At 54.7% G+C, this 23,990-nt stretch carries 20 protein-coding genes and 1 tRNA gene; 14 read left to right on the top strand and 7 right to left on the bottom strand.

Translation table 11 applies throughout. The features are described 5' to 3' along the window. The first annotated feature begins 55 nt into the window (after positions 1–55). The 6 genes from EBAPG3_RS02355 (at position 56) to EBAPG3_RS02380 (ending at position 9,294) form a co-directional block, all read left to right on the top strand. Positions 56–415: a BON domain-containing protein gene (locus EBAPG3_RS02355; RefSeq protein ID WP_040851527.1), complete on the top strand. Its 360-nt coding sequence runs from the start codon at positions 56–58 to the stop codon at positions 413–415. Positions 416–483: 68 nt separating this feature from the next. Continuing rightward, entirely contained in the window at positions 484–2,856 is a 2,373-nt protein-coding gene (locus EBAPG3_RS02360) for an acyl-CoA dehydrogenase (protein ID WP_004175580.1), read from the top strand. Between the two features lie 58 nt (positions 2,857–2,914). Beyond that, a complete protein-coding gene (locus tag EBAPG3_RS02365) occupies positions 2,915–4,732 on the top strand; it encodes an AMP-dependent synthetase/ligase (protein WP_004175581.1) in 1,818 nt (605 codons plus the stop codon). Between the two features lie 121 nt (positions 4,733–4,853). Beyond that, a complete protein-coding gene (locus EBAPG3_RS02370) occupies positions 4,854–5,270 on the top strand; it encodes an acyl-CoA thioesterase (protein ID WP_040851541.1) in 417 nt (138 codons plus the stop codon). Positions 5,271–5,394: 124 nt separating this feature from the next. After that, entirely contained in the window at positions 5,395–7,935 is a 2,541-nt protein-coding gene (locus tag EBAPG3_RS02375; RefSeq protein ID WP_040851542.1) for a 3-hydroxyacyl-CoA dehydrogenase/enoyl-CoA hydratase family protein, read from the top strand. 159 nt (positions 7,936–8,094) lie between these two features. Then, complete coding sequence (locus tag EBAPG3_RS02380) at positions 8,095–9,294, top strand: acetyl-CoA C-acyltransferase (protein ID WP_004175589.1); 1,200 nt, start codon at positions 8,095–8,097, stop codon at positions 9,292–9,294. 79 nt (positions 9,295–9,373) lie between these two features. On the opposite strand, the gene EBAPG3_RS02385 is transcribed toward EBAPG3_RS02380, so the two are convergent. Next, positions 9,374–9,562 (bottom strand): DUF3460 family protein, encoded by a 189-nt coding sequence (locus EBAPG3_RS02385; RefSeq protein ID WP_004175591.1) that lies wholly within the window; start codon positions 9,560–9,562, stop codon positions 9,374–9,376. A gap of 168 nt (positions 9,563–9,730) precedes the next feature. After that, positions 9,731–10,489 (bottom strand): polyamine aminopropyltransferase, encoded by a 759-nt coding sequence (locus EBAPG3_RS02390; RefSeq protein ID WP_004175593.1) that lies wholly within the window; start codon positions 10,487–10,489, stop codon positions 9,731–9,733. Positions 10,490–10,629: 140 nt separating this feature from the next. Here EBAPG3_RS02390 and EBAPG3_RS02395 point away from each other — a divergent pair, with 140 nt between their 5' ends. Further along, a complete protein-coding gene (locus EBAPG3_RS02395) occupies positions 10,630–11,109 on the top strand; it encodes a hypothetical protein (protein ID WP_040851530.1) in 480 nt (159 codons plus the stop codon). A gap of 325 nt (positions 11,110–11,434) precedes the next feature. Beyond that, a complete protein-coding gene (locus EBAPG3_RS02400; protein WP_081607237.1) occupies positions 11,435–12,883 on the top strand; it encodes an SEL1-like repeat protein in 1,449 nt (482 codons plus the stop codon). A gap of 98 nt (positions 12,884–12,981) precedes the next feature. Here the strand turns inward: EBAPG3_RS02400 and EBAPG3_RS02405 are convergent, their stop codons facing one another. Further along, on the bottom strand, positions 12,982–13,164 hold the full coding sequence (locus EBAPG3_RS02405; protein WP_040851531.1) for a hypothetical protein: 183 nt from the start codon (positions 13,162–13,164) through the stop codon (positions 12,982–12,984). A 235-nt stretch (positions 13,165–13,399) separates the two neighbouring features. Here EBAPG3_RS02405 and EBAPG3_RS02410 point away from each other — a divergent pair, with 235 nt between their 5' ends. Then, the gene (locus tag EBAPG3_RS02410; RefSeq protein ID WP_040851532.1) at positions 13,400–13,879 is read left to right on the top strand and encodes a surface antigen protein; all 480 of its coding nucleotides are present in this window, start codon (positions 13,400–13,402) and stop codon (positions 13,877–13,879) included. Positions 13,880–14,502: 623 nt separating this feature from the next. Here EBAPG3_RS02410 and trbK read toward each other — a convergent pair. After that, on the bottom strand, positions 14,503–14,736 hold the full coding sequence (gene trbK / locus EBAPG3_RS02415; protein ID WP_227869258.1) for an entry exclusion lipoprotein TrbK: 234 nt from the start codon (positions 14,734–14,736) through the stop codon (positions 14,503–14,505). Positions 14,737–15,378: 642 nt separating this feature from the next. Here trbK and EBAPG3_RS02420 point away from each other — a divergent pair. Together EBAPG3_RS02420 and EBAPG3_RS02425 are read left to right on the top strand one after the other, a co-directional pair. Further along, positions 15,379–16,578 (top strand): cupin-like domain-containing protein, encoded by a 1,200-nt coding sequence (locus EBAPG3_RS02420; RefSeq protein WP_004175602.1) that lies wholly within the window; start codon positions 15,379–15,381, stop codon positions 16,576–16,578. A gap of 236 nt (positions 16,579–16,814) precedes the next feature. Continuing rightward, complete coding sequence (locus EBAPG3_RS02425; protein WP_040851533.1) at positions 16,815–19,484, top strand: MMPL family transporter; 2,670 nt, start codon at positions 16,815–16,817, stop codon at positions 19,482–19,484. A 425-nt stretch (positions 19,485–19,909) separates the two neighbouring features. On the opposite strand, the gene EBAPG3_RS02430 is transcribed toward EBAPG3_RS02425, so the two are convergent. Next, positions 19,910–19,985: transfer RNA gene (locus EBAPG3_RS02430), tRNA-Arg, on the bottom strand. 30 nt (positions 19,986–20,015) lie between these two features. Here EBAPG3_RS02430 and EBAPG3_RS02435 point away from each other — a divergent pair. The 3 genes from EBAPG3_RS02435 to EBAPG3_RS02445 all read left to right on the top strand — a co-directional run bounded on the left by EBAPG3_RS02435 (position 20,016) and on the right by EBAPG3_RS02445 (position 22,326). Further along, a complete protein-coding gene (locus EBAPG3_RS02435) occupies positions 20,016–21,254 on the top strand; it encodes an MFS transporter (protein WP_004175604.1) in 1,239 nt (412 codons plus the stop codon). Positions 21,255–21,330: 76 nt separating this feature from the next. Next, the gene (locus EBAPG3_RS02440) at positions 21,331–21,858 is read left to right on the top strand and encodes a peroxiredoxin (protein WP_040851544.1); all 528 of its coding nucleotides are present in this window, start codon (positions 21,331–21,333) and stop codon (positions 21,856–21,858) included. Between the two features lie 72 nt (positions 21,859–21,930). Then, positions 21,931–22,326, top strand: a complete 396-nt coding sequence (locus EBAPG3_RS02445; protein WP_004175615.1) for a TraR/DksA family transcriptional regulator — start codon at positions 21,931–21,933, stop codon at positions 22,324–22,326. A gap of 35 nt (positions 22,327–22,361) precedes the next feature. Here the strand turns inward: EBAPG3_RS02445 and EBAPG3_RS02450 are convergent, their stop codons facing one another. Both EBAPG3_RS02450 and trxB read right to left on the bottom strand, forming a co-directional pair. After that, positions 22,362–22,958, bottom strand: coding sequence for a Smr/MutS family protein (locus tag EBAPG3_RS02450; RefSeq protein WP_004175616.1), 597 nt, complete (start codon positions 22,956–22,958; stop codon positions 22,362–22,364). A 35-nt stretch (positions 22,959–22,993) separates the two neighbouring features. Further along, positions 22,994–23,944: a thioredoxin-disulfide reductase gene (trxB, locus tag EBAPG3_RS02455; RefSeq protein ID WP_004175617.1), complete on the bottom strand. Its 951-nt coding sequence runs from the start codon at positions 23,942–23,944 to the stop codon at positions 22,994–22,996. Positions 23,945–23,990 lie beyond the last annotated feature (46 nt).

Here is a 23,990-nt window from a genome sequence, read left to right on the forward strand (position 1 = left end):
TAAAGGTCGATTTGATTGTCGATTTTTTGATCAACTCCAGTTGGGAGAAAAAAATATGAATGATAAATGTAAAGGAATAGTTTTTACCGTAATGCTTATCGGTGCCCTCTCCGTCACCGGCTGCACCAAGCACGAAGACAAGGTGCATGAATCCTGGGTAACTCCACCGGCGGGGCCGGTCATAGACGATACCACGCTTGCCGCCAACATACGGTCGGCATTGCGCGCCGACCCGAGTGTCAAAAACATGGACGTGAAAATCGAGGCGCACAATGGCGAGGTGATGCTTGGGGGGATGGTGGATAATCAAACGCAGATGGATCGCGTAATCATGCTTGCATGGATGGCGGAGGGCATTAAAAAAGTAGACAATAAGATGAGCTTGAAGAGTGCCGGCGCGGCTGTAAAAGATTGACTGCCGTGCCCGGATTTCCCCCACAATAATACGATGTGGCTGTTTCGAATCCAAACGGGAAAATTACCTTGATCTCCTCTGTGCTGCTGGCGCTGGTCGTAGTTCTCGGCATTGTTCTATTGGTCCCGCCACTGCGGCGCGCGCTCATTTCGAATCGAATGCTGAAATTTTTCCGTAAGATCCTGCCACAGATTTCGCAGACCGAACAGGAGGCACTGGACGCAGGAACCGTATGGTGGGACGGAGATCTGTTCAGCGGCAAGCCGGACTGGAACAAGCTGTTGGCCTACCCCAAGCCGAAACTGAGCGCAGAAGAAAAAACTTTTCTCGCCGGCCCGGTTGAACAATTGTGCGCGATGCTGGATGAATGGCACATTACGCGCAAATTGCACGATCTGCCGCCCCATGTCTGGCAATTCATCAGGGACAACGGTTTTTTCGGCATGATTATCCCCCGGCAGTACGGAGGCCATGGCTTTTCCGCGCTGGCGCATTCCGAGGTCGTGATGAAAATCGGCTCGCGCAGCGGCACCGCGGCGGTATCGGTGATGGTCCCGAATTCGCTGGGGCCGGCGGAGCTGCTGTTGCACTACGGCACGGAAGAACAAAAAAATTACTATCTCCCGCGTCTGGCGAAAGGGCGGGAAATTCCCTGCTTCGCCCTTACGGGACCGGATGCGGGGTCGGATGCGGGCTCGATTCCAGATTTTGGAATCGTCTGCCATGGCGAATTCAACGGCGATCAGAATGTGCTGGGCATGAGGGTCACCTGGGAAAAACGTTACATTACCCTGGGCCCGGTAGCCACTCTCCTGGGACTTGCATTCAGGCTGCATGACCCGGATGGCCTGCTTGGGGAAGAAAAAGACCTCGGCATCACGCTCGCGCTGATCCCCACCCATACACCGGGTGTCAACATTGGACGCCGCCATTTCCCGCTCGATGCGGCTTTTCAGAATGGCCCCAATTCCGGCAAGGACGTATTCATCCCGATGGATTGGGTGATCGGCGGGCGCGACGGAGTGGGTTACGGCTGGCGCATGCTGATGAACTGTCTTGCGGCCGGGCGATCGATTTCCCTGCCCGCCACCAGCACTGGCGCAGCCAAACTGGCGGCGCGCACCAGCGGCGCATATGGCAGGGTGCGCGTGCAATTCAAAACGCCAATCGGGCGTTTTGAAGGCGTGGAGGAAGCGCTGGCGCGTATTGGCGGCAATACTTACATGATGGACGCAGCGCGCGTGATGACGGTGGGCGCGGTGGATCTTGGCGAGAAGCCTTCGGTCATCTCGGCCATTGTCAAATATCATCTCACCGAGCGCGGACGCCAGGCGATTAACGACGCGATGGATATCCATGGCGGCAAGGGGATTTGCATGGGGCCCAGCAACTACCTGGGGCGCGCTTATCAGCATATTCCCGTAAGCATCACGGTGGAAGGCGCCAACATCCTGACTCGCAGCATGATCATTTTCGGCCAGGGTGCGATACGCTGCCACCCTTATGCGCTAAGGGAAATCCGCGCGGCGAATGACAGCAATGCGGCGCGCGCCTCGGTAGAATTCGACCGCGCATTGATGGGACACATTGTTTTCACTATCGGAAACGGTACGCGTTCCCTGCTGCATGGACTCACCGGCGGCTATCTTGCGAGCGCTCCCGGCAGCGTGGGTCCCGAGGTACAAGGTTATTATAGTCAACTGACACGTTTCTCCGCTGCTTTCGCCCTGCTTGCCGACATATCCATGCTTGTCCTGGGAGGCTCGCTGAAACGCAAGGAAAAATTGTCGGCACGCCTGGGTGATATTCTCAGTATGCTTTATTTATGTTCGGCAACGCTCAAGCGCTTTAAGGACGATGATCGCCCCGCGGCTGATTTGCCGTTGCTGCATTGGTCGATGCAGGATGCGCTTTACCGCATGCAGGAAGCCTTCAATGGCTTGCTGGGGAATTTTCCCGGCGGTGCTGTCGGAATTCGGCTGCTCCGGTTCCTTGTATTTCCCTGGGGCAAATCATTCTCGCCACCATCCGATGAATTGGGTCATAAGGTAGCCAAGCTGATGCTGACGCCGGGGGAAGCGCGTGATCGCCTGACCGCGGGTATTTACGTGCCCGAATCTGCTGACGAGCCCTTGGGAATTCTGGAAGAGGCGCTGCAATGCGCAGTCGTAAGCGAGGCAGTGGAAACCAAGTTGCGCGCGGCCGTCAAGGCCGGCCGGGTTCCAGCGCAGCGGGAGGAGAAAATTGCCGCTGCCCTTAAGCAAAGGGTCATCACCACCCACGAGTTGGAGCTGATGGGGAAAATGGAAGCCCTGCGCCGGCGCGTCATTATGGTGGATGATTTTCCCCGGGATTTTGGCGACGAGCCGCAAGCGGGACCTGGACCGGTGGAAGCGATCCCGGAAGTGGCAGCGGAAGTGATCCATGACACGGCAAGCTAGCAGGCTGCCAAGGCCCTCGATTAATTACCAATAAAAACTGGGCGAGGGAAGACAACTCATGCAAAACAGGCAGCATGACCTGACGAACATTATCCCGGTGGAGGTAGCCGGAACACTGGACGGCCTGTTCAGTGAGAGAGCTCGCCGGTCTCCCGAAGGAGTGGCTTACCGGGATTACGACCGGTCGAGCGGCAAATGGCGCGATCTCACCTGGGAACAGATGGATCACGGGATTATGCGCTGGCAAACCGCCCTCTCCCGGGAGAATCTTGTGACCGGCGACAGGGTGGCGGTGATGTTAAGAAACTGCCCCGAATGGGTGATGTTCGAACATGCCGCGCTGAGAATGGGGTTGGTGGTCGTGCCTCTCTATACGGCCGATCGCCCGGAAAATGCAGCCTATATTCTATCCGACGCTGGCGTTAAGGTATTGTTGCTGGAAGAGGTTGCGCAGTGGCGGACATTTTCCGGCTTGAGCCATCCGATTGGCAATCTGATGCGCGTCGTGACGATTCAGAGCAGCCCTGAAAAAATTGAGGACAGTCGCGTGCTTGCGCTGCATGACTGGCTGCCCGGGCAAGCCGGAGAGATGCAGCATGTCAAAGCCGATCCGCATCAACTGGCCACCATTATATACACCTCCGGCACTTCAGGCCGGCCCAAGGGAGTGATGCTGAGTCATCACAATATACTTACGAACGCCTATGGCTGCTCTCAGATTGTGCCGCTGTCGCGGAATGATCTGCTGCTCTCGTTTCTTCCCCTGTCGCATGCCTTCGAGCGCACGGCCGGCTATTATGTCCCCATGATGTGCGGAGCCGCGGTGGCCTATGCCCGCTCGATTCAACAGTTGCCGGAGGACTTGCTGATCATTCGTCCCACTATCCTGGTTTCGGTACCCCGAATCTATGAGCGCGTGTACGCAGGAATTCGCACCAAGCTCGTGGAAGGATCCGCCCTCAGCCGTAAGCTGTTTAAGCTGGCGGTTGATATTGGTTTCAGCCGCTTCGAATATCAGCAGCGCCGCGGTTCCTGGCGTCTTTCCTACCTGTTATGGCCGTTGCTGGACAACCTGGTGGCAAAGAAGGTGATGGCCAAACTGGGTGGGAGGCTTCGCGGGGCGATGAGTGGCGGGGCGGCGTTATCGGCTGACGTTTCGCGGGTATTTATCGGTCTGGGACTGCCGCTGCTGCAAGGCTACGGCATGACCGAAAGCAGTCCCGTGGTATGCAGCAACACCTTTGATAACAATGTCCCAGGGAGCGTGGGGCGACCCATCCCGGGTGTGGAAGTAAAACTTGGCGAGAGCGCTGCGCTGCTGATTCGCGGCCCCAATGTGATGCTGGGTTACTGGAATGATCCGGAAGCCACCAAGGCTGTGCTGACACCTGACGGCTGGCTGAATTCCGGCGACATCGCGCGCATTGATGAAAACGGCGGGATAACGATCACCGGGCGCCTGAAGGAAATCATCGTCATGTCCACCGGTGAAAAGGTGCCACCCGCGGATATGGAAGCCGCGATTCTGCGCGATCCATTATTCGAGCACGTGATGCTGATCGGGGAAGGACGCTCATACTTGAGTGCACTGGTGGGCCTGAATCCCGGCCACTGGGAAAGCCTGTCAGGGCAATATCAACTTGATCGTGACTGGCGCAACCTGGGGCAAGACCCGAAACTTGAGGAAATCCTGCTGGAAAGGATCGCTCATCAGATAAGCGAGTTTCCCGGCTACGCCAAGGTGTACCGCATAGCGCTGGCACAAGAACCATGGACCATCGAGAACGGCATGCTCACGCCCACCTTGAAATTGCGGCGAAGTCGGGTCCTTGATCGTTATAAGGGTGAAGTGGCCAGGCTCTACGAGGGGCATTAAGGCCATCACGAATCGTTACGCGGTAACCAGATAGGCGAATGATGGGTTGCGCTTCGCGTCACCCATCCTGCGAAACCAGGAAGCTGTTTCATTAAATCAGGAAACGGTGACGGAACAAAAAATGAGTAATAGTTCAGACATCCACACCCCGCTGCCGGAAGACCGCGATCCGATTCTGCGCCTGGTGCCAATGCCCACCGACACCAACTATGCGGGCGACGTCTTCGGCGGCTGGATCATGGCTCAGGTGGACATTGCGGGCAGTCTGCCGGCGATCCGCCGTGCCCGCGGACGCGTGGCCACGGTAGCGGTGAATTCATTTGTTTTCAAGCAACCGGTATTCGTCGGCGACGTGGTGAGCTTTTATGCCAGCATTGTCAAGGTCGGGCGCACTTCCATCACGGTGGACGTTGCAGTCTATGCCCAGCGAGGACTGCGTCAAGGTGGCGACGAAATATGCATCAAGGTCACGGAGGCGGTATTGACTTATGTCGCGGTGGATGAGAATCGAAGACCGCGAGTTGTTCCGCAGGAATGATGGGCGCCGCAAAAAATTCAAAGTTTTATGCAAGCTCATTTGCCAATTGCCAGCGCTTACAAAATATTGTGACGAAATTTGGATTTTTGCCTGATGTAAAAAATAGGTCAAACTGGAGGTGAAATTGACTAACGGTAAATTCGTCGTGCGCAAGGCCGCTGTCCTGGGAGCCGGTGTGATGGGCGCACAGATCGCGGCGCATCTGATTAACGCCAATGTGGAAACACTGCTGTTCGAGCTCCCCGCTGAGCAGGGAGACGCCAACGCCAATGTGACCAAGGCGGTCGAGAATCTGCAAAAACAGGAACCCGCGCCACTATCGGTTCCCGCGAGGGCAGCCTTTATCCAGCCTGCAAACTATGGCCAGCATCTTGAATGGCTTCGGGATTGCGATATCGTGATCGAGGCCATCGCCGAGCGCATGGACTGGAAAACCGGGCTGTACCAAAAAATAGCGCCATATCTCGGTGCGCACACCATTTTTGCCAGCAACACGTCCGGGCTTTCCATCAACCGGTTGGCACAGGCGTTTCCAGAGAATCTGCGCCACCGTTTTTGCGGTATCCATTTTTTCAATCCGCCGCGCTACATGCATCTGGTGGAGTTGATCGCCTGCGAAGAAAGCGATACCGCGATGCTCGACGACCTGGAAAAATTCCTGGTCACTTATCTGGGCAAGGGGGTAATTCGCGCGAAGGACACCCCTAATTTCATTGCCAATCGCATAGGGGTATTTTCCACGCTCGCCACCATGCATCATGCCAGCGCATTCGACCTGGGATTCGACCTGGTGGATGCTTTGACCGGCCCTCTGATCGGTCGCCCTAAAAGCGCGACCTTCCGCACCGGCGATGTGGTAGGGCTGGATATCCTCGCGCATGTGATCGAAACCATGCGCGATACGCTGCCGGACGATCCGTGGCACCCCTCCTATGCCGTACCTGGCTGGCTGCAAGCCTTGATAGACAGCGGCGCGCTTGGACAGAAAAGCAAGCGCGGGATATATCAGAAAGTAGGCAGGGAAATTCATGTGCTCGATCCTGCCACACAGAAATACCGTCTTTCCGCGGCTACGGCCGACGACGACATAAAGGAATTGCTCAAACGTAAAAATCCCGCGGATAGATTTGCCGCGCTGCGAGCAAACCAGAGCCCGCAGGCGCAATTCCTGTGGGCCCTGTTTCGTGATCTGTTTCACTATTGCGCTGTCCATCTGGCAGTGATCGCCGACAATGCGCGCGATCTTGATTTCGCCATGCGCTGGGGTTTCGGCTGGAATCAGGGGCCGTTTGAAATCTGGCAGGCAGCGGGATGGAACGAGATCGCAGGGTGGATCAACGAGGATATCGCCGCGGGCAAGAGCATGAGCGCAACGCCACTGCCTGACTGGGTCGGGGAGATGGGGCAAGGTGTCAATCGGAGCATCAATCAGGATATACAGGGTGTGCACAGGATGCATGGATCCTATGCTCCGGCATCAAATACGTTCCGCCCGCGCTCAGAATTAGCGGTTTATCAGCGGCAATTGTTTCCGGACCGGCTCTTGGGCGAGGAAGTGCAATACGGCAAAACCATATTCGAGACGGATGCGGTGCGGATGTGGCATACCGTTGACAATGCCGGCGGCACGGACGGTGACGGGATCGCCATCCTCAGCTTCAAGAGCAAGATGCACACCATCGGCAGCGATGTGCTGGATGGAGTGCAAGAAAGCATAGAAGAAGCGGAGCGCAACTGGCGCGCGCTGGTAATCTGGCAAACCGAACCGCCGTTTTCCGCGGGCGCCAATCTGCAAAAGACCACCGAACGGCTGAAAAGCAGCGAGCCGCCCTCCGCCTTGAATGTACTGGTGAAGAGATTCAAGAAAACTGCGCAGTCCGCTGTGCTCAAAGCCGCGCGCAGCCTTAATCTTGCCGATGCCTTGATGGCCGGAAAGCTGGCGGAAGTCGAGGCAATGGTGGCGCAATTTCAGCAGACTTCGCAAGATCTCAGGTACTCGACGATTCCCACGGTAGCCGCGGTGGATGGACTTGCCTTGGGCGGCGGCTGTGAATTTGTGATGCACTGCGACCGTGCGGTGGCCACAATGGAAAGCTATATTGGCCTCGTGGAAGCCGGCGTGGGATTGCTACCGGCGGGAGGCGGCTGCAAAGAACTCGCATTGCGCGCATGGCAGGACGCAAAAGATAGTGATCCTTTTCCGCTGCTGAAAAATTATTTTCAGAGCGTCGCCACGGCGCAACTGGGGAAAAGTGCTGAACATGCAAAGGAGCTGGGATACCTGCGCCGCGCCGACCTGGTGGTAATGAACCGGTTTGAACTGCTTTATGTCGCCAAGGCGCAGGCGCTCGCACTGGCTGAAGCGGGTTATCGTCCTCCGCTGAGAACCCGCAACATTTCCGTGGCGGGTTCGACCGGCATTGCCACCATCAAAGGCATGCTTGTTAACATGCTGGAAGGTAATTTCATCTCCGAACACGATTACCTGATCGGCAGCAAAATCGCCCATGTCATGTGTGGAGGAGAATTGACACCCGGCAGTCTGGTGGATGAAAACTGGTTTCTGGAACTGGAGCGAGCTGCGTTTATCGAGTTGCTGGCAACCGAGAAGACGCAAGCGCGCGTGGAGCATACGCTGAAGACGGGAAAACCACTGAGAAATTAGCCACTATTGAAAAGCGCCTTCCGGGTACAAACATATTCACCCATCGGGTAATTTTATGAACCAGGTCCGGTCTAATTCGCAAACATAGAGAAGACAAGGCGGCGAGGAAGCCAAAGACGAGCCAACACGGTGAGCGTGAATTAGCAAAGGAGAACTGCCATGACCAAACAAATTCAGGACGCCTATATTGTCGCCGCCGTACGCACCCCGGTGGGGAAGGCACCACGCGGAATGTTCAAGACGGTGCGGCCGGATGACATGCTGGCCCATGTATTGAAAGCCGCGATGGCACAATGCGAAGGGCTGGATCCGGCCGCCATCGACGACGTGATTACCGGTTGCGCCATGCCGGAGGCGGAACAGGGAATGAACGTGGCACGCATCGGGCTATTACTGGCCGGACTCCCGGATAGCGTTCCGGGCATGACGATCAATCGCTTTTGCGCGTCGGGGTTACAGGCGGTGGCGCTCGCGGCCAATCGCATCCGCCTGGGAGAGGCTGACGTGATGATCGGCGCCGGCACCGAAAGCATGAGCATGGTACCGATGACGGGTAACAAGATGTCTTTGGACCCGGCGATATTTGCGCGGAACGAGAATGTCGCGATCGCGTATGGCATGGGCATAACAGGGGAAAAAGTCGCACAACGATGGCAAGTCAGCCGCGAAGCACAAGATGAGTTTGCGGTGACAAGCCACGCCAGGGCGCTGGAAGCCATCAGAATGGGGGAATTCAGGCAGGAGATCGCGCCCTATCCTGTGGAAGAAAAGCGGCCCGATCTCGTCACCCACGAAATCCGGAACGTATCGGCCATCCGGGATACCGATGAAGGCCCGCGCCCCGGCACCAACCCGCAAACGCTCGCCACCCTGAGACCGGTATTTGCGGCCGGCGGCTCGGTAACAGCGGGCAATAGCTCGCAGATGTCCGATGGCGCGGGGGCGGTGATCGTAGCGAGCGAAGCGGCATTGAAGCGCTTCAATCTCACCCCGATCGGACGTTTCATGGGATTCGCGGTCGCCGGCGTCCCGCCGGAAATCATGGGCATTGGCCCGATCAAGGCGATACCCAAGGCGCTCAAGCAGGTTGGCTTGAAGCAGGACGATCTCGACTGGATTGAATTGAACGAGGCTTTCGCAGCCCAGAGTCTTGCGGTCATCAACGACCTGGGGTTGGATCGCGCCAAGGTCAATCCGCTGGGGGGTGCAATTGCGCTGGGGCATCCATTGGGCGCGACCGGGGCCATCCGCGTCGCCACATTGCTACATGGCCTGCGACGGCACAATCAGAAGTACGGAATGGTCACGATGTGCGTTGGGACCGGGATGGGCGCAGCAGGGGTGTTTGAAGCGCTTTGATTTATCCTGAATCCTGCAGCTGGATGCGTGCGACGCTTCGAGAACCCATTCAAAGGAGCTGCGACGCAGCCATGTATCGCTATTTTCCAAAATAGACGTAGGCTTTCTGCGGGACGGCCGATTCCTTGAAGCGCTTGCGCTCATCTCTGTCCAGATTCTTGTCCCACCAGATCGCGCGCGCTTCCTTCTGATCTTCCGCCAGTTGCGGGTTTTTCTCGAACAGTTCACGCATGAATTTAGTGTGGTCGGATTCGTACAGTTTTGCCATGGCCCTGATTCCCTCTATCTTGTTCTGCCCGTTATTCCATTGTTGTGTGCTTACAACTTTGAAACTGTACCAGTTTACGCAGGACGGGTAAAGCGCACGCCACCCATCAGAGCGATAAATAGAAGTAATGGGCTTCCCACAACGGTACCCATCGTGTTGAAAATCGATTCACGGTTTGCCTCTGCGTAATTTCCTGACATACTCCTGAAAGGGCAGGGCAAACTCCGTTTCGAGTTTTTTTGCGCGTTCCCTTAATTCTTCCCATGCCGGTTTACCGGGGCTCTGCTTGAAAGCAAAGGCGATCAGATTGCCGCGTACTTCCGCAGGCATGGTCATGACGTGACCATTGAAACTGTTCTCGATGCGCCTCAGATATTCCTGAAGCCCCTTGTCCCGGCTGAGCAGATTCACCACCAGCACACCCTTCTTCTTCAATGTCTCACGGGCACGATTGTAGAAATCCTGGCTGCAAAGCGGGGGAACCTGGCAGCCCCCATCGAAGCCGTCGATCATCAGTACATCCGCGCTGGCAGGATGGCTGGCGACATAGTCTCCCCCTTCCGCGATGATCACTTGCAGGCGCTCATCATCGGCCGGCACAAAAAAATAATTGCGTGCCATCGCGACAATTTGCGGATTAATTTCGATGACGATTGTTTTCGTCCGGGGCAACCGATGATAGACGAATTTCGCCAATGACCCCCCTCCCAAGCCGATCATCAGAATATTTTCAGGATTGGGATGAAACAGCATAAAACCCATCATGCATCGGGTATAAGCCAGCTCCAGATCATTGGGGGCGGTCAGCCTCATGGCGCTTTGCACCATGCTATTACCCAGATGGAGCGCACGTACGCCGTCCTGCTCACTCAATTGGATGTTTGATTTATCCTGGGCAAGGGGGCGCAGTTTTAAAAATCCATGCACGAGTCTGAATCCTTGAGATTATATCCTGCGCTGCAGTCACAATTCGGCTACTATTAAGTCTGTCACCGGGTGCAATCGGGCATCGCCATGATCCAAGAAGCGAACCGATGCGGTGGCAATTCAGGTTAAAGAGGCAAACCATGAATAAGTTAATTGTGATTTTAGCCCTGCTTTTATCAGCATGCGCAGGTTTCGGCATTTTCAAACACAAACCTCAGCTTTATGCGGACAAGTTCACTGGAGATCACGCGTCCCTCGCCCGTTGCGTGATAAGCAAGCTGAGATCGGATACCCGGTGGGTAATCGGCGGCCTGGGATATGAGGTGCGGAGATATCCGGACATCGATGCCACAGAGGTTTATGCCTATCCGCTTGGTGCATTACCGGGCATGTATGCGCGTAACTTGCCTACGAACCCCGATGCAGTGGGAATTTATGCGGAACCGGTGCCGAAAGTTCGCAACTATGCGGGAAGCACCTATACGGGTCCCGATTACTCGTTCCTTTTGATGATAAAAAGAACCGACAACGAATCGGTGCGCGCTACGCTGAGAGGGAATGAATATGAAGGCAGCATAGCATGGGAGAATTTGAAAGCTTGTTCATCATCTTCTTCGTAGGCAAGTTGAATAAGTCTGCTGCGGAGCAGCATTGCTGGAAGAAGCGAGAGGACTCAATCAAAGACTCTCGGAACCCCATATCCCCGCTTTAATCTGTTTATATATCCGGCCCTAGAATTACCCGACTCATGTGCGTCCCCTGTGGAATTTCCGCAGTTCTGGATTGGAAGAAGAAACATCCGCGGCGTAACCCGGTGGCCTGATAATTTTGCTTGTTCGTCGCGTGGGACTGGAATTTAAAATAAAAATAACCGGACAGTACATTTATCGAACTTCTCAAGTTAAAGTTCGGGTTTTCGGATTTTGCGGGAATAATGGTGAGTCGATGAGGCGGTGGTTACCCATAGCGGGGCTATTACTGGTGTTGCTGACACCCCGGGTCTTTGCCGGAGACTTTGAAGATGGAATGAAGTTTGTCCTGAGCAAAGACTACGCCAAGGCGGTGGAATCTTTCAGAAAAGCCGCCGAACAGGGAAATACGGATGCGCAGTTCAATCTGGGCGTCATGTACGCCAAAGGCCGCGGCGTTCCCCAGGATTACCGGCAGGCAGTGGTCTGGTATCGCAAGGCGGCGGATCAGGGAGACGCGCCGGCGCAATCCATTCTAGGGTTCATGCACCTCAAAGGCCAGGGCGTCACGCAGGACTATCAGCAGGCCATGGCCTGGTACCTCAAGGCCGCCGAAAAGAACTACCCCGTTGCGCTCTACAATCTGGGTGTCATGTATGCAAAAGGCCAGGGGGTGGCGCAGGACTATCAGCAGGCCATGACCTGGTATCTCAGGGCGGCGGAGGAAGGGCACGCTCCCGCGCAATCCATTCTTGGCTTCATGTATCTCAAAGGCCAGGGGGTAACACAGGACGATCAGCAAGCCGCATCCTGGTATCGCAAAGCTGCTGAGCAGGGTTTTGCGGATGCGCAGTACGCGCTTGGTGTTCTGCACGCGAAAGGACGAGGGGTTGTGCAGAACGACCGGGAGGCCGTTTCCTGGTATAGAAAGGCAGCTGAGCAGGGTAACGCCGACGCTCAATACAATCTGGGGCTGGCATACGCGAAGGGACAGGGTACTACACTCGATGAACGGCAAGCCGCATTCTGGTATCTCAAAGCCGCTGAACAGGAAAGCACCCGGGCGCAATTCAAGCTTGCCGTGCTATATGCCAGAGGCCGGGGAGTTGCGCAGGATGACGAGGAAGCTCTGTCCTGGTATCGCAGGGCGGCGGAGCAGGGATATGCCCCCGCCCAGTTCAATCTCGGTGTCATGTATGCGACAGGCAAAGGCGTTACGCAGGACGACCACAAGGCCGTATCCTGGTATAGCAAAGCCGCCGAACAGGGGGATGCGGATGCGCAATACAACCTGGGCGTCAGGTACGATGACGGCCGCGGAATTAGCAAGGACGAACAGGAAGCCCTGGCCTGGTATCGCAAGGCGGCTGAGCAGGGATACGCCAGAGCTCAATACAGCCTGGGGGTGAAGTATGACAACGGCTTGGGTGTTGCGCAGGATTACGGGCAGGCCCTGGCCTGGTATCGCAAGGCGGCCGAACAGGGCCATCCGGGCGCGCAAACCAACCTGGGCGTGTTGTACTACAAAGGCAATGGAGTGAAGCAGGACTTTGTCGAAGCTGAAAAATGGTTCAATATTGCCAGCACGGCGGGTTATGAGGATGCGAAATTGAATAGCGAGGTTATGTCAAAGCTCATGACACCGGAACAGATTGCCGAAGCGCGAAAACAAGCCGACGAATGGAAACAGGCGCACCAGAAATAATGCGCTTCAATCTGATTGCCCCTCGAAGATGAGAGCCAAGGAAAAACTGAGACTGCGGGCACATGGTTGCGGGGTATACCGCGAAGCAAAACAGCGGTCTATTTGGATGATTGCGTATTATTCTTCTCCTTGGCGACGGGGTTGCGTAGCGTATAACCTTTCTCTTTCATCTTGTAACCGCCATAGGCCCCGGCTCCGCCGGCGACGAGGTACCAGCAGCCGGAAAGCGTTGGCAGCACTGCCAATACCAATCCCACACAAATTATTCTCTTTAGTTTCATTGCAATGCTTCTAATTAAGGTAGGAAAAACGACCCGCTTTCGAGGAAGAATCTACCCGGTAGAACAGGAAGTTGTCAATGTATCATCCTGAAGCGGCTATTTTCGTTAATAATACTCGACATGCTCCGCGGGTAGGAAAACGTACCAAACGCGATTTGCCACCTGATGCTCCACGCCGCGTTACGATCACATTCCGTGGGGCGCCCATTTCCGGAAAGACTTTGGAGGGAATATCATGAACTACACATTAAGCTCGAACGCTTGGATCAAGCGCTTGATGATAATCGCGTTGATCATGCTCCTGCCGGCATGTCAAAGCGCGGAGACGAGACGTGCAGGCGGCCTGATTGGCAGCATTGCCGGCTCAATTGGAGGAAGTTATCTGGGTGGCTATCTGGGCGGGGGCACGGCGGGCCGCATCGCCGGCGCGGTTGCGGGAGGCCTTGCCGGCTATTACGTAGGTGCCGGAATTGGAGGCTATCTTGGAAAGGAAGATAAGCAAAAAATGGCCCAGGCATCACAAACAGCGTTCGATACCGGCCAAACGCAAACCTTCAGCAACCCGGATACGGGCGTGAAGGGCAGGGCTGAAATTGTCCCTTCGACACAAACCGCCCAGCAGGGCGATGACTGCAAGACAATCAGGCAAACCATCGTGCTCAAGGATGGAAAAACGGTTACTGAAGATATAAAAAGCTGTAAAAATCCACAGTGAAGTGCTTCGGGAACAGGAAAAGAATAGGGGGACTCTGGGCGGTGGCGGAGCCGATAGCCGGCATCGCGTTCACGGGCGCCGGCCCAAAGACCCGCACATGAGCACACCCACGCAGGCCACGCGTGGGACTTGCGCGCGGCGGCGGCTCGGCCCGCGCGCTGGGCGCATATAGGAATGATCCGCATGCTGGAGCAGGCATCCGCCGGGACGTGTGTGCGGAACATTCATCGGCGCACTGGTCGGGTGCTGCCTACGCGGCAGGCGACTTGGACCACTCTCGAACAATGAGTGCCTGGATTGGATGTCAGGGAGATGATCGCCAGCGCGCGGCAGAGCGTGTCGCGCACCATCTTTTCGTGCGTCGAGAAACTTAACGTCAGATTTGTCGGATTTATTTCGCTTTGATCGTCAAAGCATTCCGTGACGTCAACACATCCCAATAAAAATCGGCACCCATGGGTCTCTTGTCCAACCGTTAAGCCCCACAGGGATATGCAGCATGGCAACGATGCAAGCAGTACTGCTGACGCATGATCAGTTCTGGACCTGCAGACGATTCAGAATCCTAATCAATTCTATCCAGCGATAACAACTGTATTCACCTCGACAACTGGTCCAGAGCTTTATTTTCCTGCCAAAGATTGGCATTTATCAATAAATGCTTGCCGCTCAGCTTCCTTGTCGAAAGTTGGAAGCACCGCCTGCATCCCTGCGCCAGAACAATTCGTTGAATTCACTTCAGGAGCCCCGCCACCACAACCAATCAAAGTGGCACCAAGGGCAATAACAAATATATATTTAGAACTCATTAAATCCTTCCTCTTTAAAAAATCATCAATAGCTTGAACTTCGCGCAATTCGGACAGTCAAGAACGCCCAATCTCAAACATTAGCGGCAGGTATTTCGAAGGGGATACGTGAAAGCAATCATTGTATCATGAGGCTCTTGGTGGCATACGCCCGGTATTTCCCTGGACCTTAGGGCCGACCATCCCCGCGCTGATAGAATCAGTTTCACGCGAAACAGAATAAGCTGCTGGCGCGAGAAGATAGCCTGGCAGTTTTTCATTTATGAGCAGGGAAATAACCAGGTAAAACGCCGTACCATGCCATTGGCTGCATTTTAAAAATGTCGCAAACCGTGAAAAAAAGCCCACACGGCAGCAACCCTTATGGATAGTGGCGCCCTGAAATCTATTGAAGCATCAGAACCTGACAATAATGACGTTTATATGTCCTATACTGATCTCAATCCTGTCTGTTTCGTAGAATATTGTATAGAGTTCATTCGGATTCTGGCAGCGTCGGCAAAGCTTAAGCAGAGCGCACGAATAGAGGTGATTATGGATAAATCGAAATGGGCATCAAGCTCTATCTGCTGCTACCGTTTCATCCCTATATCAAAATAAGACTTGGCTTGAAAATGACAGAGTTTTGCATGAACTAATTCTCAAGGTGAAATTAAATATCGAGGGGGAAACAACCAAAGGAGGCATCCGATGGAAAATACAGGCAAGTCCCAAAAAGGAACAGCGCTGACGTATGTAAGAAATTCTCTGGCCACGCCCCTAGCCGGTGTGGCCACAGTCCTATACGTTATATGGCAGTTAGTGGCGGAGCAGCAGCTTTTCCTGCGCACATTTCTTGTGGAGCGAATGGGCAGACGCGGTGTAGCGAAACTGCCGTTGGGATATGGCAACGTGTTGGCGCTGAAGAGCATCATGTTGTGTCAACACCTCTCCCATAATCCTGACGCGTTGCGGGATATCCGTCGGCATACGGAACAGCGGATACTGCGGCGATTGCAAAACTACGGCGTACCGCGCAGGCAAGCACTGGCAATCCTCGAGTATGGGCCTGGCGAGATCGAGCCGCGCCAGTTTTACCGCGAGCACGTCAAACGGTCCATCCCGTGCGTGCTACGCGGATTTGTAGAAAATGCAGCCGCCGACTGGACACTCGCAAGCCTTGCTGAACGATTTCCAAACACCGTGGTACAGGCTTTGGACAAGGGCACCAAGAAGATGGTGAATACCTCCCTGCGTCAGATCGCTGAAGATCGCCGCCGCAATTTCATCCCACAACAATTGCTGCTCGACCAAAACCCCGTTTTTTACAAATATTTTGGTATCCCGCGCTCACAAGGATATTTTCCGGTCCTGGGCAGGCCGTCGAAACCTGTTCTGAGTTTTCTGATTCTCGGCCTGGGGAAGGGGTTGAACGCCAACTATCACTGCGAGGAAGGTCCCAACTGGTATCTGGCGGTATCCGGATCAAAACGCTGGACGTTGGTTGAGTCCGAATATTCCTGGTTGTTATATCCGGCGGCGCGCGGGAATGGGATGCGACGGTTTGCAGAGTTCAGCGCCGATGAAAATGGCGAACCGAGCGATCGTCATGCTTATGCGCTGGTGGAATACGCGCCACGCTACGAGTTTGACCTGCACCCGGGTGATGTATTGTTTTTTCCGGCATGGATGTGGCACAAGACGATCAACCTCGATGAAGAGGGTCTAGGAGTTACCTGTCGGTACACGGCGCCAACGCAGATCTCAAACAGGTATTTCCGGGGCCTGCAACTACTCTCGGATGGTTTCTGGAAAAGCTGCGTTGAAGTCATCAGCTGCAGCATACGGGGCAATATTGGCGATCTAGCCGCCGACACCGACCACAATGAGCAGGAAACCACGTTTTACTGAGAGAACCCGTCTTTCGCCTTTGAAGGATGAATATGACGACTTCTGTTGATAGCTGATAAATTGAAACAGTTGGCAGGAGCCATTCACAAATCCCCAGCACAAGGATTTTCCACAAACCGAAGATGTCCGTGAAAGTGCTGAGACATGCCACGTGTCAGATAACGTGGCATTCACGCGCCGGTGTTACCAGATTAACCGAACCTCATACACATTAAGGGAGCCCGCCCCGAAGGATCATGTCAACAAGCCGCAGTTACGCATTTTGGGGAAACTGGGTGCTTGAGCACCCTTTTGGGGTGCTATCAACAGTGATCGTGCTCGGCATTTTGGCCGCCCACTACACGGTCGGCCATTTGCGCATTGATACCGATACCGGCAACCTCATTGCTCCCGATGCGCCTTTTCAGCAATACCGCCGTCATTATGAGCAAGCTTTTTCACAGGATTTGAGCACGCTATTGCTGGTGATTGAATCAGATACGCCTGAACTGACCAAATCCGCCAGCAGAAGATTGCTGGATCTGCTCAGCAACGACACGGATCACTTCAATTCGGCCTACATTCCCAATGACAACGAATTTTTCCGTCAGAACGGCCTGCTTTATCTGGATACTGACGCGTTGCAGACGCTGTCCAATGATCTGTCGGTCGCCCAGCCGTTTATCGGCAGAATCGCGCAGCAACCCAATCTGACCGGTTTCTTTTCTATTTTTGAGGATGCCCTGAAGGCCACGGATAAGGCGGCAACAGAAAAGAACCAGCTCATGCCTATTGACTTGGCCTCGCTGGCCGACAAGATTTCCCTTGTTTTGCATAAAACGCTCAATGGCGAAAATGCCTTGCTTTCCTGGGAATCATTGATTGCCGAAAAGAAAAGACATGCTGGCAAGGCCTTTATCATTGTCTCACCCAAGCTCGATCATTCGGAGATCCGTCCCGCCCAAGGTGCGATCGAGGCTATCCGCAAGGCCGCGGCGGACATTCAGGATCCCGCTCTGCCGGCTGTCAAGGTTTGGGTGACCGGCGAAATTGGCCTTGAAGATGATGAGCTTGCAGGCATGAGCAGCGGCACCTTTACCGCCAGCGTGTTCTCCGTAGTACTGGTGTTATTTATTTTATTGATTGCCTACCGATCCGTTTTACTCACGGTAGTCACGTTGCTGACCCTGGCCCTGGGCATGGTTTTCTGCGGGGCATTCGCAGCTATTGCTGTAACGGAATTAAACCTCATTTCACTTGCTTTTGCAGTATCCAATATCGGCCTGGGCGTGGAATATGCCATTCATTTTTGCTTGCGCTATCGGGACAATTTGAAGGATCATGTCGATAAGGAGCTGGCGCTACGCGATACTTTCATAACCGTGGGGCCCTCGCTATTATTGGCCGCCGGCACCACCTCCATCGGGCTTTACGCGTTTATACCGACTGATTACAAAGGCGTCGCCGAGCTTGGGCTGCTGGCAGGGACCAGCCTGTTTATTTGCCTGTTGATCACATTGATTTCCCTCCCGGCGCTGTTAAAAATCTTGCCGGCCCCGCGGAAGTTCCGGTTGGAGAAAGGCCAACATCCACTCTCAAACCTGTCCAGGAAACTGGCGACGTTACCGCTCATTTATGCCAAACCGATTTCCATTGCGACCCTCGTTTTGGCTCTGATCTCAATCGTATTGGCATTTAATGTGAAAACCGATTTCAGTCCAATCAACCTCCGCGATCCGAATACCGAATCCGTCATCGCGTTCAAAGAATTGATGGCAGACGAGGAGACCACGCCGCTGACGTTGAACGTGCTGACCAAGGATGAAAACAGCACCAAAATCCTGCAACAAAAGCTGTCCGCATTAGCTTCGGTTGATAAAACCATCAGCCTTTTTGACCTTCAGCCCACGGACCAGGATGAAAAACTGGCTGTGATTGAAGAGCTGGGGCTGATACTCGGTCCGCAGGGACAGCAGTTCCCTCAACTTAAAATCGATGCCGACCCGGTTCCCGGTATCACCCGTTTGATCAAAACCATCGATGTCCTCCTGCCCCAAAAAACTGGTGACCGCGACCGCGAGTCATTGACACGCTTAAAAAAAGAATTACAGGAAATTCTGACCGAACTCAAGGCACTGCCAGAACCAGGCCAAAAGGTTTTCATTGAAAAAATACAGACCGCGCTGCTCGGTACCTTGCCGCCGGTCATGAAAGAATTGTCAGTAAGCCTGGAAGCCAGAAACATCAGTTTGACCGATCTGCCTCCCGATATCAGGGAGCAGTGGCTGAGCAAGGACGGTTTATTCCGCGTCCAGATCTTTCCGAAAAAAGACCTGAATGATCTAGCCAATCTGAAGGAATTCATTGCCGAAGTGCAAACGGTCGCACCGGAAACAACCGGCCTGCCGATTATATATTGGGAATCCATGAAGGAAGTCGTCCAGGCTTTTCAGCAGGCTATTGTGATTGCCCTGGTTGCCATTGCAGTGGTTTTGCTCGCCATCCGGCGCAGTTTTCTGGATACTGCGCTCGTCATGGTAACGCTTATACTGGCAGGACTGTTTACCATGGCCAGCGCGGTACTTACCCACACCCCCATTAATTTTGCCAACATCATCGCCCTGCCGCTATTATTGGGACTGGGAGTCGACAATGGCATCCACATGCTCGCAAAGCTGCATTCGCTTTCCGAAGAGGAGAACATCTATGAGTCCAGCACCGCCAGAGCCATAGTTTTTGGGGCACTTACCACTTCCTCCAGCTTTGGGGGATTGGCTTTCTCGCCGCACGTCGGTATCTCCAGCATGGGCTTGATCATTACCGTGGGCATATTCTGGATCATGGTTTGCACGTTTATTATCCTTCCTGCGCTGAGTAGACTGATATTAAGCCATAAGGAAAGTATGCGGCCTCGACGAGCGGGGTGAACGCGACGCGGCCCAGAACCCGCAGCACGGGCGAATACTTCAGTTCGCGGGAAATGTCTCTTTGCGCTTTTATATTCATGGACGACTCCCGGAAGCAGTTTAATTTATCAAAACCGTATACCGGAATGGTCATATTCATAGGTCAAAACTTTATCTAACGACCGGCAACTCGTTACAATCCCCCGCGTGGTTCGTACCCTTGAAGCTAAGGGCGCATGGACCCGCTCCGGATTGTTCCTTCGGATGCCAAATGAACGGTGCTGATGATACTTCCTGTTGGGATTGCTGAGACGTGGCGATACACATGCCTGTGCCTATCCTTTTCGTCAACTACGATCACTTAGCAACTAGGGCCAAGCACATGCCGGTCCATAGATCAAAGTAGCAATATAGTAACTAGTAACAAAGCCAAAAACGAGTATCGTTGGCGCCCTGAACACGAATCGAACGTGTGACCTACCCCTTAGGAGGGGGTTGCTCTATCCACTGAGCTACCAGGGCGATAGCTGCATTTTACGCTAATATGCCGGTATGAATAAACCAGCCGCAGCCCCTGAAGAAAATACCGCTACTCGCCAAAAACTCCCTCGCACCGTTGTCGTTCTTGGTCTGGTCAGTTTCTTCAACGATTTCGCCTCCGATATTGTCATTCCGCTCATTCCCATATTATTGGCGACGGTGCTGGCCGCTGGACCGGTCGCTCTGGGATTTATAGAGGGTGTTGCCGACGCGGTGGCGAGCCTGCTCAAGCTGTGGTCGGGGCGGCATTCGGACGTCATGAGCGGGCGACGAAAGAAACTGGCGGTGGCGGGTTATACGCTTTCCAATATCGCCCGCCCGTTGCTGGGGCTTGCCGGTTCCTGGCCTATGATTCTGGTGCTGCGCAGCATCGACCGCGTGGGCAAGGGTCTGCGCAGCGCGCCGCGCGATGCGCTAGTTGCGGATGCAACGCCGCCTGCGATGCGTGGCTATGCCTTCGGTTTTCACCGGGCACTGGATAACGCGGGAGCGGTGGCGGGTAGCCTGGTTGCGGCCGCCGCGCTGGCATGGGCCGGTATGAGCCTGACGGAAGTGATACTCTGGTCGGCCGTGCCGGGTTTTGTCGCGGTGCTGCTGCTGGGCGCTGGTGTCAAGGAAGAGAGACAGGGAGAGGCCGCCGCTGTTCATGCTCCCGTGGTGCTGCCGCCTTTACGCTGGTCGGTGTTATCCCTGCCGATGCGCCAGTATCTGCTGGTACTGATGCTGTTTACATTTGCCCGCGCCTCGGAAACTTTTATCCTGCTGCTGGGGCACCAATTAGGCGTGGGCGTAGTCGAATTATTGTTGCTGTGGTCGGCCTTGAATCTAGCCAAGGCGGCCACCTCCACTTGGGGCGGGCAATTGGCCGATAGCTGGGGGCGCGGCGCACTGATGCTGATCGGATGGGCAACATTCTCGATCTCGTTTTTGCTGCTGGGCACGGTTACGGATAGCATCGGGCTGTGGACGGTGAGCATTTTTTATGGTCTTTGCGCAGGCATGAGCGAAGGCGCGGAACGGGCGATTATCAGTGATTATGCGGAACCTCGCGAGCGCGGAACGGCTTTCGGCTGGTACCATCTGATGGTGGGCATTGCGGCGATTCCGGCGGGGTTGCTGTTCGGCTCCATCTGGCAATTTCAAAGTGCAGAAATGGCATTCTTTTTTGCTGGTGGGCTGGCGGCTATTGCGGCACTATTGTTGCGGTTTTGGGCTTGGCCGGTTAGAAAATTGGATGAGGCTGATAAATGAAAGGACAAGGGATAATGGGAAGTGCTTGATGGGTTGCGCTTCGTTCCAGCCATCATGCGAAATATATGGGGGATTTATGAGAATACTTTCAATACTTGCGACTTTGATGGCAATGGTTCTGTTTCTTGGGAGTCATGCCGCCCGTGCCGAGCCGCTCAAGGTGGGACAGCCGGCGCCGGATTTCAGTCTCCCCGATCAGAACGACAAAACTCATAAGCTCGCGGATTATCGCGGCAAGTGGCTGGTGTTGTATTTCTATGTCAAGGACGACACGCCCGGCTGCACCGAGCAGGCGTGCAAATTTCGCGACGATATCCATCAACTCACCGATCTGGGTGCACAAGTGCTCGGCGTGAGCGTGGATGATAGTGCCAGCCATGCCAATTTCGCCAGGAAATATAATCTGCCCTTCCCGCTTCTCGCGGATAGCAAGGGCGGGACCGCCGCGCGCTACGATTCACTGCGGGGCGATGGCGGTATGGCCAAGCGCAATACCTTCCTGATCGACCCGCAAGGCAGGATTGCCAAAATTTATTTGTCGGCCAGCACTTCGCGTAACTCCGCCGAAGTGATCGAGGATTTAAAGAGGCTGAAGGGTTCGTGAATGGACTTATAGCTGGTAAGTGGAGCTGTGTAGCTTTGGATTTCAAGATTCAATCATAAGGAAATATTCATTATGGCAAAATTGACCGAAGACCAGTTGGCGCAACTGAAAACATCCCTGCAACAACGTTATCTGGATTTGCGGGAAGAAGTCCGGGGTGAACTGGAAAGTTCAGGCGAACAGCGTTATATCGAGCTGGCGGGTAGTGTGCGCGATGCCGGCGACGGTTCGGTGGCGGATTTGCTGCTGGATATCAATACCGCCATGGTGGACCGGCAGGTGCATGAAATGCGTGAGGTGGAGACTTCCTTAAAACGTTTGGCGGAGCTGAATTTCGGTGATTGTATCGATTGCGGTAGTGAAATCGGTTTTGACCGGCTGATGGCTTATCCCACTGCATTACGATGCGTGCGCTGCCAGGACGTGTATGAGAAAACCTATTCCCACGAGGGAACTCCAACCCTTTAGTAAGCGCATGACGATGGAGTCATCGTTGCAAGGCATTATCTCGCAGGTGCCGATTTGAGCAGCACCAGCACCGCGCCACTGCCGCCGTCCTCGGGTCTGGCCTGACAAAAAGCCAGTACGTCATTGCGCTGCGAAAGCCAGCTTCCTATCCTGACCTTCAATACCGGCCCGTGAGACTTTGAGCCGAGCCCCTTGCCATGTATCACGCGCACGCAACGGAAACCGCGTTCGTTACTGGTATCGAGAAAAGTCACCAGTTCCCTGCGCGCTTCGTCGCGGGTGTATCCATGCAAATCAAGTTGCGCCTGAATTCCCCAATGGCCGCGCCGCAACCGGCGCAAGGTCTGGCGCGAAACCCCAGGGCGCAGGAATGACCACTCATTTCCCGCTTCCATCTCCAGCGGAATATGATCGGAGAGCGAGTCATCCGGCATGATTTGCTCATCACGCGAAATCTGGCGCGGGAGGGGTGGAGGTTGCCTGCGGGTATGGAGCGTCTTGTCAGGTTTGGGCAGCGGCGCTACGTCCCGAACCGCATTGCGGAACAATGCGGTGTCGTCATCGACGATTCCGGATACGGCCGCATCATCGGTGGCAGGCTCGGTTGCCGACTTCTTGCCCCGCCGTTTCATATAAATTTCTCAAGCCGCGGTTGCTCGACGTTTACTCAATTCGAAACGTCGAGATACTTTTCCGCATCCAGCGCCGCCATGCAGCCGGTACCCGCGCTGGTCACCGCCTGGCGGTAGATATGATCCTGCACGTCGCCCGCGGCGAATACGCCCGGGAGGCTGGTGGCAGTGGCATTGCCTTCGTTACCGCCCCTGGTCAGGATGTAGCCATTTTTCATTTCCAGTTGTCCCTGAAAAATATCGGTATTGGGCTTATGCCCGATCGCGATGAATACGCCTTGCAACGCCACCGTCTTGCCTGAGCTGTCCTGGGTACTTTTGATGCGCATGCCGTTAACGCCGGAATTATCCCCCAGCACTTCGTCCAGCACGTGGTTGAGTTCCAGCTTGACGTTGCCATTTTTTACCCTGTCCATCAATTTATCGATCAGGATTTTTTCCGAGCGGAATTTGTCGCGCCGATGTACAACCGTGACATTCCGTGCGATGTTCGAAAGATAAAGGGCCTCCTCCACCGCCGTGTTTCCGCCGCCCACCACCGCTACATCCTGCCCCTTGTAGAAAAACCCGTCGCAGGTGGCGCATCCCGACACGCCCCTGCCCATATACGCTTCCTCCGAAGGCAGCCCCAGGTACTGCGCGGAGGCCCCGGTGGCGATAATCAGGGCATCGCACGTGTACGTGCCTTGATCGCCGATCAGCGTGATGGGTTTATCGGTAAGTTTGGCGGTATGAATATGATCGAAAATGATCTCGGTGTTAAAGCGTTCCGCATGTTTCTGAAAGCGTTCCATCAATTCCGGGCCTTGCACGCCCATGGCATCCGCCGGCCAGTTATCGACGTCGGTAGTGGTCATGAGCTGGCCGCCCTGGGCCATGCCGGTAATGAGTACAGGCTTGAGGTTGGCGCGTGCGGCATAAACCGCCGCGCTGTAGCCGGCGGGACCGGAACCGAGGATGAGGAGGCGGGAGTGTTTGCTTGTCATTGTACGTATGTAAGATTTATTTTTAAAAAAACAAGTTCCTGATGGC

The organism is Nitrosospira lacus (assembly GCF_000355765.4).
Lineage (GTDB): Bacteria > Pseudomonadota > Gammaproteobacteria > Burkholderiales > Nitrosomonadaceae > Nitrosospira > Nitrosospira lacus.

Excerpts from the sequence above, each read along its gene's own strand:
- EBAPG3_RS02355 (WP_040851527.1), top strand. The coding sequence starts at position 56 with ATGAATGATAAATGTAAAGGAATAGTTTTTACCGTAATGCTTATCGGT.
- EBAPG3_RS02365 (WP_004175581.1), top strand. The coding sequence starts at position 2,915 with ATGCAAAACAGGCAGCATGACCTGACGAACATTATCCCGGTGGAGGTA.
- EBAPG3_RS02370 (WP_040851541.1), top strand. The coding sequence starts at position 4,854 with ATGAGTAATAGTTCAGACATCCACACCCCGCTGCCGGAAGACCGCGAT.
- EBAPG3_RS02380 (WP_004175589.1), top strand. The coding sequence starts at position 8,095 with ATGACCAAACAAATTCAGGACGCCTATATTGTCGCCGCCGTACGCACC.
- EBAPG3_RS02385 (WP_004175591.1), bottom strand. The coding sequence starts at position 9,562 with ATGGCAAAACTGTACGAATCCGACCACACTAAATTCATGCGTGAACTG.
- EBAPG3_RS02395 (WP_040851530.1), top strand. The coding sequence starts at position 10,630 with ATGAATAAGTTAATTGTGATTTTAGCCCTGCTTTTATCAGCATGCGCA.
- EBAPG3_RS02400 (WP_081607237.1), top strand. The coding sequence starts at position 11,435 with ATGAGGCGGTGGTTACCCATAGCGGGGCTATTACTGGTGTTGCTGACA.
- EBAPG3_RS02405 (WP_040851531.1), bottom strand. The coding sequence starts at position 13,164 with ATGAAACTAAAGAGAATAATTTGTGTGGGATTGGTATTGGCAGTGCTG.
- EBAPG3_RS02410 (WP_040851532.1), top strand. The coding sequence starts at position 13,400 with ATGAACTACACATTAAGCTCGAACGCTTGGATCAAGCGCTTGATGATA.
- EBAPG3_RS02420 (WP_004175602.1), top strand. The coding sequence starts at position 15,379 with ATGGAAAATACAGGCAAGTCCCAAAAAGGAACAGCGCTGACGTATGTA.
- EBAPG3_RS02425 (WP_040851533.1), top strand. The coding sequence starts at position 16,815 with ATGTCAACAAGCCGCAGTTACGCATTTTGGGGAAACTGGGTGCTTGAG.
- EBAPG3_RS02435 (WP_004175604.1), top strand. The coding sequence starts at position 20,016 with ATGAATAAACCAGCCGCAGCCCCTGAAGAAAATACCGCTACTCGCCAA.
- EBAPG3_RS02440 (WP_040851544.1), top strand. The coding sequence starts at position 21,331 with ATGAGAATACTTTCAATACTTGCGACTTTGATGGCAATGGTTCTGTTT.
- EBAPG3_RS02445 (WP_004175615.1), top strand. The coding sequence starts at position 21,931 with ATGGCAAAATTGACCGAAGACCAGTTGGCGCAACTGAAAACATCCCTG.
- EBAPG3_RS02450 (WP_004175616.1), bottom strand. The coding sequence starts at position 22,958 with ATGAAACGGCGGGGCAAGAAGTCGGCAACCGAGCCTGCCACCGATGAT.
- trxB (WP_004175617.1), bottom strand. The coding sequence starts at position 23,944 with ATGACAAGCAAACACTCCCGCCTCCTCATCCTCGGTTCCGGTCCCGCC.